General features: G+C 41.8%; 12 protein-coding genes. 5 read left to right on the top strand and 7 right to left on the bottom strand.

The annotated features are described in order from the left end of the window. Positions 1–36 precede the first annotated feature (36 nt). Positions 37–801 (bottom strand): uridine phosphorylase, encoded by a 765-nt coding sequence (gene udp / locus D9603_RS06370; RefSeq protein WP_125253464.1) that lies wholly within the window; start codon positions 799–801, stop codon positions 37–39. 169 nt (positions 802–970) lie between these two features. Between udp and D9603_RS06375 the strand changes: the two genes are divergently transcribed. The 3 genes from D9603_RS06375 to D9603_RS06385 all read left to right on the top strand — a co-directional run bounded on the left by D9603_RS06375 (position 971) and on the right by D9603_RS06385 (position 4,034). Then, the gene (locus D9603_RS06375; RefSeq protein ID WP_125253465.1) at positions 971–1,750 is read left to right on the top strand and encodes a DUF2189 domain-containing protein; all 780 of its coding nucleotides are present in this window, start codon (positions 971–973) and stop codon (positions 1,748–1,750) included. A gap of 297 nt (positions 1,751–2,047) precedes the next feature. Next, entirely contained in the window at positions 2,048–3,160 is a 1,113-nt protein-coding gene (locus D9603_RS06380) for an arginase family protein (RefSeq protein WP_128730691.1), read from the top strand. Positions 3,161–3,323: 163 nt separating this feature from the next. Continuing rightward, a complete protein-coding gene (locus tag D9603_RS06385) occupies positions 3,324–4,034 on the top strand; it encodes a transporter substrate-binding domain-containing protein (protein ID WP_128730692.1) in 711 nt (236 codons plus the stop codon). A gap of 171 nt (positions 4,035–4,205) precedes the next feature. Here the strand turns inward: D9603_RS06385 and D9603_RS06390 are convergent, their stop codons facing one another. Further along, positions 4,206–4,448 (bottom strand): VF530 family protein, encoded by a 243-nt coding sequence (locus D9603_RS06390; protein ID WP_125253468.1) that lies wholly within the window; start codon positions 4,446–4,448, stop codon positions 4,206–4,208. Between the two features lie 33 nt (positions 4,449–4,481). Continuing rightward, on the bottom strand, positions 4,482–4,763 hold the full coding sequence (locus D9603_RS06395) for a DUF1496 domain-containing protein (RefSeq protein ID WP_128730693.1): 282 nt from the start codon (positions 4,761–4,763) through the stop codon (positions 4,482–4,484). Positions 4,764–4,823: 60 nt separating this feature from the next. Here D9603_RS06395 and D9603_RS06400 point away from each other — a divergent pair, with 60 nt between their 5' ends. Next, entirely contained in the window at positions 4,824–5,054 is a 231-nt protein-coding gene (locus tag D9603_RS06400) for a TIGR02647 family protein (protein ID WP_125253470.1), read from the top strand. Positions 5,055–5,123: 69 nt separating this feature from the next. On the opposite strand, the gene maiA is transcribed toward D9603_RS06400, so the two are convergent. After that, positions 5,124–5,750, bottom strand: coding sequence for a maleylacetoacetate isomerase (gene maiA / locus D9603_RS06405; protein ID WP_194086957.1), 627 nt, complete (start codon positions 5,748–5,750; stop codon positions 5,124–5,126). Positions 5,751–5,758: 8 nt separating this feature from the next. Continuing rightward, the gene (hmgA, locus tag D9603_RS06410) at positions 5,759–7,054 is read right to left on the bottom strand and encodes a homogentisate 1,2-dioxygenase (RefSeq protein WP_128730695.1); all 1,296 of its coding nucleotides are present in this window, start codon (positions 7,052–7,054) and stop codon (positions 5,759–5,761) included. Positions 7,055–7,166: 112 nt separating this feature from the next. On the opposite strand from hmgA, the gene D9603_RS06415 reads away from it, so the two are divergent. Continuing rightward, positions 7,167–7,580 (top strand): MarR family transcriptional regulator, encoded by a 414-nt coding sequence (locus tag D9603_RS06415; protein ID WP_241651611.1) that lies wholly within the window; start codon positions 7,167–7,169, stop codon positions 7,578–7,580. Positions 7,581–7,694: 114 nt separating this feature from the next. Here D9603_RS06415 and D9603_RS06420 read toward each other — a convergent pair whose 3' ends face one another. Together D9603_RS06420 and D9603_RS06425 are read right to left on the bottom strand one after the other, a co-directional pair. Further along, complete coding sequence (locus D9603_RS06420; RefSeq protein ID WP_128730696.1) at positions 7,695–10,976, bottom strand: TonB-dependent receptor; 3,282 nt, start codon at positions 10,974–10,976, stop codon at positions 7,695–7,697. A 728-nt stretch (positions 10,977–11,704) separates the two neighbouring features. Beyond that, a complete protein-coding gene (locus D9603_RS06425) occupies positions 11,705–14,839 on the bottom strand; it encodes a TonB-dependent receptor (RefSeq protein ID WP_128730697.1) in 3,135 nt (1,044 codons plus the stop codon). Between the last annotated feature and the right edge of the window lies 1 nt (position 14,840).

Consider the following 14,840-nt stretch of genomic DNA (forward strand, 5'->3'; position numbering starts at 1 on the left):
CCTACTTATTACAGTTAAGATCAAGCAGAAGTAATTTTACTTGTGTTGATGTAAAAGGATGTCCGCCGCTTTTAGTACCGCAGTAACCGCTTTTTTCTCGACGTCATGGTGGTCGACATTCGGTATCTCTTGACGTGTTCTGTTCACGAGTACGCCTGCAAGGCAAGCTGCTTTTAACCCTAATGCTGCACACATAGTGAATAAGGTTGCAGACTCCATTTCGTAATTCATAACATTTAACTTTTGCCACTCAGCACACGAGCCTTGGTATGCCTTACGTACATATCCTGAGTAAGTGTCATAACGCTCTTGGCCTGGATAAAAAGTGTCGCTTGATGCTGTGATACCGACATGATGGGTAATACCTAGCGATTCACATGCTTGAACCATTGCTGAAGTTGCGCCAAAGTCGGACACCGCTGGAAATTCAATTGGTGCAAAATGTTGGCTAGCTCCATCTAAGCGCACAGAGGCTGTACTAACTAGGATATCCCCTTCATTGATGTGTGGCTGAATAGCGCCTGTTGTACCAATTCTTAGAAAAGTGGTGATACCAAGTTGGGCTAGCTCTTCAACAGCGATGGAAGTTGATGGACCACCAATACCTGTTGAGCAAATTACTACTGGACTTTCATTTAAAAAGCCAAGGTAGATATGAAATTCGCGAGTTTGTGCTAAGCACACCGGAGAGTCTAAATATTCAGAGATACGCTTTGAACGTTCTGGATCACCCGGAACAATTGCGAGTGAGGCGCCTTTTAGGTCGGCTTTGGTAAGACCTAAGTGAAATACCTTTTCCATAGTAAACCTTAGTGATTAGTAAAGCGTAATGTTTATAGTTAATGCCTTTCAAGTACAGGACAGATGTCCTGTTTGGGCGCGGCGATCCTTAAATTATAGCTTGTTCTAGCTTGCGGGATTGTCAATGTTCCACTAAACCTAAACATGAGAGCAACTACGAGGAATGGTTATGCCTGCTACACATTCTATAGATAAAAATCACCAGTTTGCGCGTTGCTTTGAGTGCAATAAAGTACCTGCGATGGCGCCGTTTCATTGGCTTGCACTAGCGTGCAAAGATTTGGCTAATGCCCCTTTACTAAGTTTACTATACGGACTGATCTTTACCTTAATTCCAGCTACCATCATGTGGCTTGTGTATCAATCTGGCACCCATTTGGTGATCCTGCCTGCCGCTGTTGCCTTTGCATTAATTGGCCCTGCTTTTGCCGCGGGGTTGTATGATGTTGCATGGGAACTAGAGAAAGGTCACAAGCCAACTTTGATACATAGCCTGAAGTCTATGTTTAGAAACCCCGCAGGAGAGTGGGGGTTTGCAGTGCTATTAATGGTTATCATGATCGTGTGGATGCGCCTTGCAGCACTAATTCACGCTCTGTATCCAAACGTACCCAACCCCACATTTGAGCAACTCTCAGCATTTTTAGCCTTGGGCTCTATTGTGGGAGGGATCTTACTGGTATGTGTGTTTGCAATTTCGGCATTTACCCCACAAATCATGATGGAGCGTCGCGTCGATATTATGACAGCAGTGATAAGCTCTATGCATGCCGTGAAAGAGAATTTCGGCGCTATGGTTGTGTGGTGTGGAATTTTGGTATTCCTCGTTATGGTCGGGTTTGCTACTGGAACTGCTGGTTTTATCGTGATTATGCCACTGCTTGCATACGCCAGTTGGCATGGGTATATCGCTGTTATTAAAACCAAAGTACCGCGTCATTACGAATAACTAAACATCCTCTATGAATAATCAACCAGAGTGTATTGCTTGCATCAATGCGCTTTGGTTGACTTCCCAATTTAAGCTGTTATACGTTCACCAACTTATATCTAACGCGCAGATTCAAGCTAACGAAAAACGAGTATGATAATTTGCTAAGCGTATGATTATTATTAAGTTAACTTGTTTTCTGGCAATGTTTCTGAGATTTGGGCTGATCTTGAAGGCAACTCTTACACGAATACCGTGAATAAGTTGGCTGGAATTTTCCGAATCGCATGATTATTCACAAAAAAGGGGATAGCGATGTCTGATAGTAAACAACAATTCCACAAAAAATTGGAGCACTGTTTATGTCCACCGGGGGATGGTGTTTTCACCGTAAACACTGCAAAAGAGAGAAAGGATGCGTTGAGACAAAAGCTATATGGGCAAACTGAAGGTATTGACACCCTGTGGAAAGCATCTTTGAATGGCCTTGCTGATAGTGAAAAAAAAGCAGCCATTTTGGGGATTAGTTCAGATTGTGGTGGCGGTATTTTACGCGGAGCGAATTGGGGACCTCTATTTTTACGTTCCACACTAATAGAGCAACAGCCGCACACAAGTGCTTTTGATCTTGGTGATGTAAGAGTTATTCCGCATCTGCTTCATGATAAGTACCTAAATGAGAGTACGATTAGTAATTGTCAAAAAGCGCTCTATGCAGACCCTGAGAGTGAATATTACGTGTCACCTTTATCCATTACAGAAGATGTCTGTGATGGTTTTTACGAGAATTACCCTGATAAAGGTATCTTTGGTATAGGTGGCGACCATTCGATTAGCTATCCGCTTACCAAATCGTACCTGAAAGCAAAACGTGCTCGCGGTATAAAAACAGCAATTATTCATTTTGACGCGCATACGGATTTACTGGTTGAGCGCTTAGGTATTGATTTATGCTTCGGTTCTTGGTGTACACATATTTTGGAGTTTCTGCCTGCACCTTCTCACCTCGTGCAATTTGGGATCCGCTCAAGTGGTAAGCCTAAATCGCATTGGGAATCGACATTTGGTGTGAAACAACACTGGGCGCATGAAATTAGGGAACGCGGAGCGCAAGCAATCGTTGACGAAGTTATCGCACAGTTAAAAGCTGATGGTGTTGAAGAGCTGTATGTTAGTTTCGATATTGACGCGTTAGATGAAGCATTTGCTTCAGCGACAGGGACACCTGAAGCTGGAGGCATGACGCCAGAAGAAGCGATGTTGATTTTAAGCGCATTGCATGAAGAGTTTAAGATAACTGGTGCAGATATGATGGAAATCGCGCCGTTCACCGACAGTTCTTTAGCCGGTCAATCAAGCTCAGAAACGACACTAAGAGAAGGTGCCAAGTTAAGCGCATTTTTAATCGATGCGATTAACAACAGCTAAAAAACCTTGCTTATGTCAGTGGTGGGTGATCTAGTTTTTACCCACCATATCTCCAGTTAAAAAAACTAACGTCTGCTCTTCTCCCAAAACTTTCATTTTGTGTTAAAAATTGCTCAACTCCCAAGTTAAGACTATATTATTCAAGTTACTACGGGAGAGTTTCATGAAGGGTATACTTTGGTTTTGTATGGGCACACTAGTAATTGGTTTCTGTGCTGGCGCGTTTACCTTGAATATCGTGACTGAGAATTTTCCGGATTTTCAATATCAGAATGAAAAAGGAGAATTGATAGGGCGAGCGGCCGATAAGGTGAAAACGGTGCTTGACGATGCAGGGATAAAATACACCATTAACGTACTCACTTGGCCAGCAGCTTACAATGCCGCTTTAAGAAAAGATGATACTTGTGTCTTTTCAACTGCTCGAAACAACGTAAGAGAAAATGAGTTTGAATGGGTGTTTCCTATTGATGCCTTTACGACCTCTTTTTATGGGCTTCGCGAAAATGAAATTGAATTAGAGTCTTTAGAGGATGCCAAACGTTATCGCACGGCGGTAATAAGAGATAACTTTAGCCACCAGTTTTTAATGGAACATGGTTTTATAGAAGGAAAGCAACTGTTAATCATCAACTCTTTTGATAAAGTGTTTGAGTTGCTTAATACAAGAAAAGACTTTGTTGATTTGGTGGTATTGAGTGATGCTCAGTTTAGGTTTCGAAGAACACAAGAGCAAACGGCTTATTTATTGGAACCGGTGTATACTTTGGATGACTTCAGTACATCATTATATTTCGCGTGTAACAAAAATGTGCCCAAATACATTCTTAATAAAATACATGAAACCTATCAATCTCATTATTCAGTGCATTAGCTCAAACACCTCAAAAGCTTCAAAACAGGTAGCGATTATGATGCTAAGAATAGGCAAAAATAGGGCTTGGTAACAAGACTTTTTAAGCTGGATAGGCTGTTTGTTCGAGCTCACCAGTATAGAGCGATGAGCTCGATTTTAAATTTGAAAATAGAAGGGAGATAAGCCGGGCTATTTTTTTATCTCAGGCCATTGAAAACCATGAAAGGTGTCAAGGTATAGCTGTTCTACTTTTGCTCGAGCCCAAGGCGTTCGTCGTAAAAATTTTAAACTGGATTTGACGCTCGGGTTATCCTTAAAACAGTTTATGTCCACGGCGGCTGACATGGCTTTCCAGCCAAGCTGTTGCTCTAGTTTAATAATTATTTCTTCTAGCTTGACCCCATGTAGTGGGTTGTTTGCTTGGGTACTCATTAATTGCTTCTATATTGACTACTATAATTGTTGTTAGTTTACCTGAATTTTCTTGATAATTTCAGGCCTTATTGGTTTACCTGATGTATCTGCTTTAATCCAAATAAGCTGACCATTGTCTTCGTTGTGTTTTTTGGGAGCACATACAAAGAGCATATCGAATTGCTGCAGCAGTGCGCCTTCGCTATATGACTGTCCTTGGTACCAACATACTCGTTTGGGTAACTCGCCATAAAGTCTTAACTCTTGGGGACTTAGTGCCAAAACACTGGGTGAGATCAAAGTTGCTGTTATTAAACCTATTAAAAACTTCATCAAATTTAAAATTTTGAACTAGAGTGTAAAAAGAATATAGAAGAATAAGGAAAAATGACAATGGCATTAGATCAAAAATTATTGGATGAGCTAACCTTACTTGCCAGGTTTCCTAGGCATAGTTTACATCAGGGAATTAAAATTCACAGTAATGCACCAGAAGGGATCCAAGGCGCTGCGATGCGTCTATTTGAAAAGGGGGTAATTGATAGCCCCGATGGAGGGTATTTAACCGATTTGGGCCATGACCTTATTGGCCATTTTGATCACGTTTATAGCGCGCTGAAATAAAAAGGTTTGATTTACGGGGTGATATGCCCAGCATATCACCCTATACAACGGATCAATCTCTTAATTAACCTAGTGTGCATCTAATTGATTTTCAGGCGCAGCATCAGAAAACGCGCTTAGCGTATTGCAATATTCATATACTCGAGCGATCTTAGGAAATGCATTCATATCCACTTTAAAACGCAGTGCATTAAATACTTGTGGCACTAAACAAATGTCGGCTAGTGTAGGCTCTGTACCAAAGCAAAATTGACCATCACCAATCATAGGTTCTAGCTTTTTAAAGCCCTCGATAACCCAATGACGATACCATTCGTTTTTCTGGTCGTCAGATGCGCCTAGCTCGTTTGATAAGTATTTAAGTACACGTAAATTATCAATAGGGTGGATATCACAAGCGATGGCATAGCAAAAATTTCTTACTTGTGCTTTTTGCCATGGATCTTGTGGTAACAAAGCTTGGCCGCTTTGCGTTTCTTCCAACCACTCCAGTATTGCTAAAGATTGCGCAAGGACGCCGTGCTCTGTTTCTAAAGCAGGAAGTAAGCCTTGACCATTTTTACTTAAATATGCCTCTGCGCTTTGCTCAGATTTAAGCAAGTTTACAGGCACTAACTCATGGCTCAAACCCTTTAAGTTTAAAGCAATACGCACACGGTAGGCGGCTGAGGAACGAAAATAAGTATATAGTTTCAACATAATCTTTATGCTCCTTTAAAGTACTTTTTAATGCCTTTCCAGCAATCAGCATAATTAGGCTGACGTGCTTTGCCTTCAAGAGCATACTTAGTTGGAGAGATAATGTAACGTGACTCAAACATAAACGCGAGCGTGTTTTCATAGCGCTGCGGCGCAAGCTCTGCATTGCTCGCTTTTTCAAATACATCCGCTTCTGGACCATGTGGAGACATGCAGTTATGCAGGCTCATACCACCAGGTACAAAGCCATGCTCTTTAGCGTCGTAGACCCCTTCGATTAACCCCATAAACTCACTCATGATATTACGGTGATAATAAGGTGGGCGGAAGGTATTTTCTGCCACCATCCAGCGCGGTGGGAAGATCACAAAGTCTACATTGGCAACACCTGGTGTGCCTGATGGCGAAGTCAGTACAGTGAATATTGATGGATCGGGGTGATCAAAACTTACTGTATTCATCACATTAAATCGCGCTAAGTCATATTTGTATGGAGCGCTATTACCTGTCCATGCAACCACATCAAGTGGCGAGTGGCCAATGTCACAGCGAAATAAGTTACCGTTGAACTTGGCAACCAGTTCAAAATCGCCTTCTATGTCTTCAAAGGCAGCCACTGGGTATTGGAAATCACGCTCGTTAGTATAACCATTTGCGCCAACGGGGCCTCGCTCCGGCAAGATGTAGGGATTGCCGTAGTTTTCACAAATATAACCGCGAACTGTATCGCTGAGTAGCTCAACTCTAAATTTAATCCCACGAGGGATAACGGCAATCTCACCTGGTTTAATCGCGAGTTTTCCGCACTCTGTATGTAAAACGAGTTCACCTTGCTGTGGGACGAATAGCAATTCGCCATCCGCATTATAAAAGTAACGTCCCTCCATCGATGCGTTAGCAACATATACATGAATACCTATTCCGCTTTGTCCGTTGGCACTGCCGTTAGCTGCCATAGTGACCAAGCCATCAATAAAATCCGTTTTCTCTTGTGGTATATCGATAGGATCCCAACGCAACATAGAAGGTGGAGTTGCTACCTCTGTAATAGGGGCTGTGCGCAGTAAACCATTATCAATGGCCTCGTATTCTCCTTGTAAGACGGAAGGACGAATACGGTAAAACCAATTTCTGCGGTTATCAGCCCGAGGTGCTGTAAATGCTGTAGTGTTATATTGTTCAGCGTATAGGTCATATTTTATTTTCTGAGGTGAAAATTGACCGATAGGTAAAGCGCCTGGCAACGCTTCACTTTCAAACTCATTACCAAACCCTGTTAAATATTGAAGTTCTTGGCTCATCTGTCTCGACTCCTTACTGTTTTATAGTAAGATACTCTCATGTGAGAGTATTTTCAATCTTCACCGTTGAGTATGGCCGTAAAGTTATGATGACACTTAGGAGCAATTGATAATGACGAAAAAAGACGAAAAACCACTGAATATTAAAGAGTTTTTACCATATCAATTAGTTTCGTTGTCAACAAAAGTGAGCAATGACTTTGCACAGGTGTATAAACAGCAAGGGAAACTGACACAGCCGCAGTGGCGGGTGCTATCTCATGCGATACAACATAATGGGATCACAGCAGCACACATTTGTGAACTGGCAAAGATGGACAAATCAACCGTTTCGAGGGCGATCAAGCAGTTACAAGACAGAGAGTTGATTGAGATGTTAGTGAGTTCAAGTGACAAGCGTGCAAAAACTATTGCGGTGACAGAGCAAGGAAGAGTGCTCTATCAAACGTTAACGCCACTTGCTCTAGCATGGGAAGCCGAGCTACTTAGTTGTTTTAGCGATGAGCAGAAAAAAAAAGTTTATTGAATTATTAGCGGTGCTTAATAATAGACTAGTGAATAGTGATACCAGCAATGCTGATTAACGAAAAAGGCCAGCATTTGCTGGCCTTTGGAAGATTATCTAATTATCTGTTAGATATTAGAATGTGTAACGAATACCAATTTTAGCTTGCCATGCTGACGCGCCTTTATCGATAGTCGAGTAGTTACGAACATCTGCACCCTTATAACGAGGAGAGATAATGAGCTTGCCATCGTCGTCTAAGCCACCAAAGTCATAAACAGCTTGGTCAGAGTAACCTAATTTCTTCTCTATACCCCAGTCACTGTTTAGTAGGTTAGCAAAGTTTTCGATCATAAAGTAAAGCTCACCTTTATGCTCTTTGTAGAAACCTGGGATCTCTTGCTTAAAGCTTACATCCATAGTCGTAACCCAAGGTTGAGTGCCAGTGTTACGATCAAGCAGTTGGCCACGCTCGGTGATACCAGCGCGATTAAGTAGGGTTTCTAATTGCTCCCAAGACATGTACTTTGATTCTTCCCAATTTACATTGGCGTCATCAGGGCCCGATGGAATGTAAGCTAGGTATGCAGAGGTACCAGCGAAGTCACGAGTATCACCAAAGTCATAGTCATTATAAGACCCCATTGTGTAGCTAAATGGACGACCAGAGCGACGCTCAAAGAATACGTTAAACTTAGACGCGTAACCGTCAAAGAATTCAGTTGTATAGCGTAGATTTAACTTGAAGCTGTGCTCAACTTCGTAGTGGCCGCGGCCAACCAACTCAACGTTACGGCTGTGCGTGGTTGCATGTTTATAGTTTCCATCAGCTTGAGATGCGCTGCCTGGAGAAACATCTTCAACATCTTGGTTTGTATAGCTTGCTGAAACATAAAGCCCGTTATCCCACTCTTTAGCAATAGCTGTGCTAATGATAACTGAACGCGCGTCTTTATCTGCGTTAGTCATCATGATGTCGTAGTTATCTCTTAACTCACCAGAGTACTTGTTTTCATATATGATACGACCTGTTGCAGAACGAACAATATCGCCGTTTTCATCAAGTTTAGGGGTAATAGAAGTATTCTTCCAAATCGCTTCATCTTGCTTATTGTGATACGCAAGCTCAGCTGTCCACTTAAAGCCATCGCCTAATAGCTCTGAATCAAAGTCATATTCAAAGCCAATTTGAGCACGAATACTTGACGGTAACTCGAAGTTTGGATCTGTATAGGCTGTGCTACCTGCGCCTTGCTGTAGAGAATTTTGAATTGGCTGTGGCACACGAGTGAAGTCAACTTGCTCAACGCCAGCGAAGTAATCGTTGATAGCGTCTTGGTTTGCGCTAACCTGCGTTAACCCGTCTTTTTGGAATGGGTTGTTAAACCAAACATTTGGGATACCGCCGTGGAAGCGACCAATACCACCATTAATTGTGAGTGATTCAGTGGCATAATACTTGAAGCCGATACGTGGTAAAATGATATCTGCACCGTCCAAGTTTTCTTGGTTGGTATAGCCGTATGTTTCTTGGAATGCGGTATTTAACGTTGGCTTATCGCTTGAAGATAAGCGTTCGTAACGAACACCCGCTGTCATTTCAAGGTCGTCAGTCACATAGAACTTATCTTCAATATAAAGCGCAAGTTGTTCACGTGTAGCATCATAAGCTAAGTCATTGACATTGTTAGTATAAGCATTGGTGTAAGAGAACTTATAGTCATCATACTTGTTTAAGAACAGCTTTTTGTTTTCAAAATCTTCTATGCTACCAAACGTCCAGCTACCTCTTGAGTCTTCACCGAACAAGTTGTAAAGGCGCTTGCTCTCGTACTGACCACCGAAGTTAATCTCGTGGTCACCCATTAGGTAAGTGGCATCAAGTGTAAACGCGTATGTTTCTGTTTCAGACTCGTTAACATGACGGTATCTATCGCGTCCAAATTGGAAGCCAGCACCGCGCTCACCGAAGAGGTTTACACGGATATTGCCTAGATCTGAGTTTGTAACACTATCGTTTGTTACGTTTTTATAAGCAAGGCCAACCTCTGTCGAGAAATCATCTGTCCAATCAGAGTATAATTTGGCAGCGAAATTATCGAATTTGGTCGTATAGGTATAACGACTTGACGCCATTGATACTGTGTCGCCACCTGTTGCGAAGCCTCTTGCATCTTCTTCATCTTGCCATTGGTAAGTGAAGTCTGCACGGTGAAGATCTGAAATGTTCCAGCTTAGCTTGATCAAGATGCTATCGCTGGTGTCTTCAGGGTTACCACCAAGCTCATCTTGAATACCATATACGCTGTTTAAAGCATTAACAAAATCGAGATAATCGTCTGCACTAACGTCAAACTCATGGGCTGTACCTGAACCATCAAAACCGTAGTCCATGTCCATCTCTTGCTTCCAAGCGTTGTAGTTTACAAAGTAAAATAGCTTGTCTTGGATAATCGCACCACCGGTACTAAAGCCTAAACGCTTTTCGGTAACGATAGGATCTGTGCGTGCCACTTCATAAGTTCTATGGCCATCTTCATCAAGAATGTTAGAACCAGCACGGTGGATTATTTTACCGTCAGCGTCTTTTATGTCTTCTTTGTATTTCGCTTCTGAAATGTTATCTAGCTTACCTGCAAGGCTTGGTGTGCTAGTTTCGTAGAAACCAGTAAAGGTGTATTCATTAGAGCCAGACTTAGTAACCGCATTGATCGTACCACCGCCAAAGTTGCCTTTTTTAGCTGAGAAAGGTGAGGTATCTACAGAAATCTGCTCAATTGCATCAAGTGCTACAGGTGGTTGTGCTGTCGGATAACCGCCAAAGTTTAGACCGAAATCATCATTTTGACCGATACCGTCAACGGTTAAACCGTTGGTTCTTGGGTTATTACCCGCAATTGTTAGTTCGCCATTACCATTGATGCTGGCGAGTGGGTTTAAGCGTGCAATGTCTTTGATATCATTATTGAAGCTAGGTACATTTTCAATGGTATCTGCACCAAATACACTGCTTGAGCCACCAGCTTGTTGCACTAGTTTATATCCAGTGACTTCGATTTTTTCTATTTGTTGTAACGGTTGAAGCTGGTTGGTTAGGCGGTGAGTATCACCAAGCTCTAGATAAATATTGTCAAGTTGTGTATCTGAATACTTGTTAGAATCCAAGATTACGCGGTAAGGACCACCTACACGAAGGCCTTTTGCGATAAACGTACCTGACTCGTTAGTTAGAAAAGTACTTGTTGTTCCAGTTGGTTCGTGAATAACTGTAACTTTAACGTTTGCAGCGGCTTCACCGGTTGGCGTTGTAATTTTACCGCGCATTGCAGATGACGTGTCAGCAGCGTAAGCACTCACTGATACGCCAAGTGCCAGAGCTAATGCGCCAGCTACTTTAGTTAAGCGAACGTTTCTCATTATGTCATTTCCCGTGTGTTTTGACTGTTTCAATGTAAATTACTGCGAGCACAACATTTTTATATCAATTCTAAAGACGTTGTGTTCATAAACATTTCTATCAACTGCGCTTTGGGTTTCTGAAGCCAGAATCCCAAAATAGTGCTGATAAGAGTGTTTGGTCGATCTAAGTTGTGTTATCGACCTGGTATGCGCACACAAAGCTCAGTCTGTGTCGACTAAACAGTAAGCACCTCATAAGAGGTTCTCTTTCTTCCAAAACCACGTAATTAACGCTATTTCTTGATGTCAAAAAGGCCGCTTACTTAATGCGATTGGTATTAAATCAAAAAGAGCAAAAAATATACTATTCTTAATTCTGCATACTTGCGAATTATACAGTAATAATAGGGCGGTTATCAAAAGTTTATGCTTTACTTTTAAGGTTTTTTGATTGAAACAATGGTGAAAAGGTGGAGACACTGGTGTTGTTATAACCATTTGATAAATAAGGTTTTTGTCTTTTTTCGAGTTTGCGGCGGCCGGTACTTTGTAGTGATGATATAGGCTGTCAATACTTTCAGTTATCTTCAAAGACAACTATTCATTTACACCAAATATTTATATTTTATTTTTTGAATTTTATATTGAGTAATTTCAAAGGTTTAATAAAAATGCGTCACCTAGAGATAGAGGTGACGCATTTTACTTAAGCTGCTAACTTGTTAAGTATGCGTAGTAACTAGATATTAAAATTTATAATTAACACCTAGCTTGATACGCCATGAAGAGCGTTCCGCATCAAACGTAGTTGGTGCATCACTTTCATAACCTTCGCTGTAGATATACTGATTTGCAGCTTGGTCATACTCAACACCAACTAATTCGCGACCGTTAAAGAAGTCAGTTCTGTATACCTTACCTGCGCTACTATCAATTAAGTTAAGCAAGTTTTTCACTGAGAAGTAAACAGAACCTTTATGACCTTCCATAAACCCAGGGATTTCTTGGGTAAATTTGAAGTCTAGGCGTGTAGTCCAAGGACCATTAACAGTGTTTCTATCAACGATGCCGCCGGCTTGGCCCGCAAGACCGTGTTGATCAATTACTGCTTTCAATTGCTCATAGCTATAACCATCTGCATAGCGTACTTTGGCATCATCTGCACCAGTTGGGATGTAGGCTAAGAACTCACCATCATCGAAGTTGTTTTGTCCACCAAAAGTGTCGTAGCCATTAGCATAAATCCAGCTATATGGTCTACCTGAACTACGCTCACCTTGTAGTGAGAAAGTAGACTTGTAACCTTCAAACAATTCTGCTGTGTAAGAAATATTAAGTTTAAAGCTGTGTTCAATCTCATAGCGGCTGCGGCCAACAACTGGGTTGTTTCTATCAGCTGCATTATACTTCTCATAGTTTGAGTTCGCTGTTGACGAAGTACCGCCAACTAGAGAGGTTGCATCTTGGTTAGCGTATGAAGCGTTTACGTAAAAACCATTCTCAAATGCTTTTGACAAACTAAGTGTAAATGTTTTACGCGTACCGCCTTCACCATTGGTTAGCATGATATCTGCACGGTCACGTTCACCAGTACCTACGTAAATGTTACGACCATCAGGGCCTGTAACAACCTCTTGTGTTTCACGGTATAACTCTTTCCAGCGGACAGCATCTTTTTCGTCGACATACATAAAGCTCGCTTCTAGATCCCAGTTATCACCTAGGCCGAAATCAGAGAAGTCAGCTGAATAGTTAGCCGTGATGCCATAGCGCCACTCTGAAGGTAACTCGAAGCTTGGGTCAATTAGGTTAACGTCACCATTACCTGGAGATAAGGTTGCACCCGCTGGCGCTTGTGTAAAGTCTGGGCTATTAAGGTCAACATCATCAGTATTAGCACGGACATTGATTTGGCCGTCGTTTGAGTATGAGTTTGAAATCCAAACGTTTGGTGTACCACCGTAATAGCGGCCAACACCACCACTGATGGTTAAGTTATCCGCTGCTGTCCAGTTAAAGCCTACACGTGGTAGGAAGATATCTTTTCCATCCAAGCTATTGGTATTCGAGAAGCTGTATAGGTCAGTGAATGTAGAATTCTCACGGATTAGGCCTGAAGTCGAGATTTTCTCATAACGAACACCTGCATTAATCCATAAATCATCGCGAATATCCCAACGATCTTCTACGAACATATGAAGATTTTTTACTTTAAAGTCAGCTGCAGCATCATTTGGGTTACCTGTGTAAGCATTTGAATAAGAAACGCTCTTCGCTTTACCAGCTTTAAAGTCCTCAAGTGAGGCAAATCTCCAGTCACCTCGAGAGAAAGGAACAAACTGGTTAAACACATCGATTTCTTCAACACCCACACCAAAGCTTAGGGTGTGATAATCAAATAGGTACTCACCCTCAACGTCAAAAGTAGTTGTAGTGTTCTCTAACTTATTAGCGTGACGGTAAGGATCTGTGCCGAAGTACACACGGTTATCATCAAAATCAATACGAACTTGACCAACTTTCGCATCGTTTAGCGTGTCAGAGAATGGGGCTTGGTTTGTTTTGGTGTCTTTGTATGACACTTTTACCTGTGTTGAAAACTCATCCGTCCAGTCTGAGTAAAACTGTGCTGCATAAGAGGTAATTTCTCCCTTTTTATCATACCAGTTACTCAATAATGAAAAACGACTACTATTAGTGTTTTGAGGCGTAATCGAGTTGTCTGTAGAGTCTTGGTAAGTAAATGCTGCACGATGGTAGTCATTAATATTCCAGTCAAGCTTTACGAGTAGTTTCTCACTGTCGTTATCTAGCCCCTTAGGAGTGCTACCAGTATTAACATTGTACTTGCTACTCGCAACGCTTTGGATCTCTTCAAGCTGAGCACCAGTTAACCAATCTAGTTCATTTGCCGCGCCAGAGCCGTCTACTCCCCACTCAGTAACGAATGGAGTAGTCGATTCTTCATAAGCAACAAAAAAGAATAGCTTGTCTTCGATAAGCTTACCACCAAGCGCAGCACCAAATGTTTTACGCTCATATTCTAAGTCTACATCAGTACCATCTTCACGTTTTGGCGTACCAGCCATAGAGTCATCTTCATACTCATAGAAGAATTCACCAGATAACTCATTGGTACCTGACTTTGTCACTGCATTTACAGAAGCACCGGTAAAACCAGATGCTTTTGCATTAAATGGTGTGATGTCTACTGACACTTGGTCTATAGCTAATAATGAAATCGGTGAACCATTCGTTGGGTAACCATTATCGTTTAAGCCAAAGTCATCATTTTGTTTAACGCCGTCAATAGAAATACTATTGAAGCGCGGGTTTACACCACCTACTGACATCTCACCGCGAGAGTCATCAGAGATATTAACAAGCGGGTTTTGACGTACGATGTCTTTTATGTCACGGTCAAATGAAGGTGAACGCTCAATATCGCCTGCACCATAAACACTTCCCATTGTGTCTTTTGAGGCATTGATAATTGAGTGACGAGATGCACCTGTGATGGTGATTGTTTCGATATCAGAAGTTAGTTCTATATCCAGTGCCGAAGTTTTGCCAAGCGTTAGGAATAGATCTGTTAGTGTTTTATCTTTATGTTTCTTAGAGTCAATTACAACAGTGTATGGACCACCTACGCGTAAGCCAGACGCATTAAAAACACCACTCTCATTAGGTGAGAGGGTTTTCTTTGAACCTGTTGGTTCGTGAATAATTGTTACGACAGAAGAAGTATCTGGGTTACCTTGTGGCCCCACAATAGTTCCTTTAATCGTCGATGTTAAAGAGTTTGCACTGGCTGCGCCACTAACACCTACAGCTGCAACTATCGCTACAGAAAGTGCTGTTTTGCGTAAAATAGTGTTCATT

It is taken from the genome of Pseudoalteromonas sp. PS5, assembly GCF_004103255.1.
Taxonomy (GTDB): Bacteria; Pseudomonadota; Gammaproteobacteria; order Enterobacterales; family Alteromonadaceae; genus Pseudoalteromonas; species Pseudoalteromonas peptidolytica.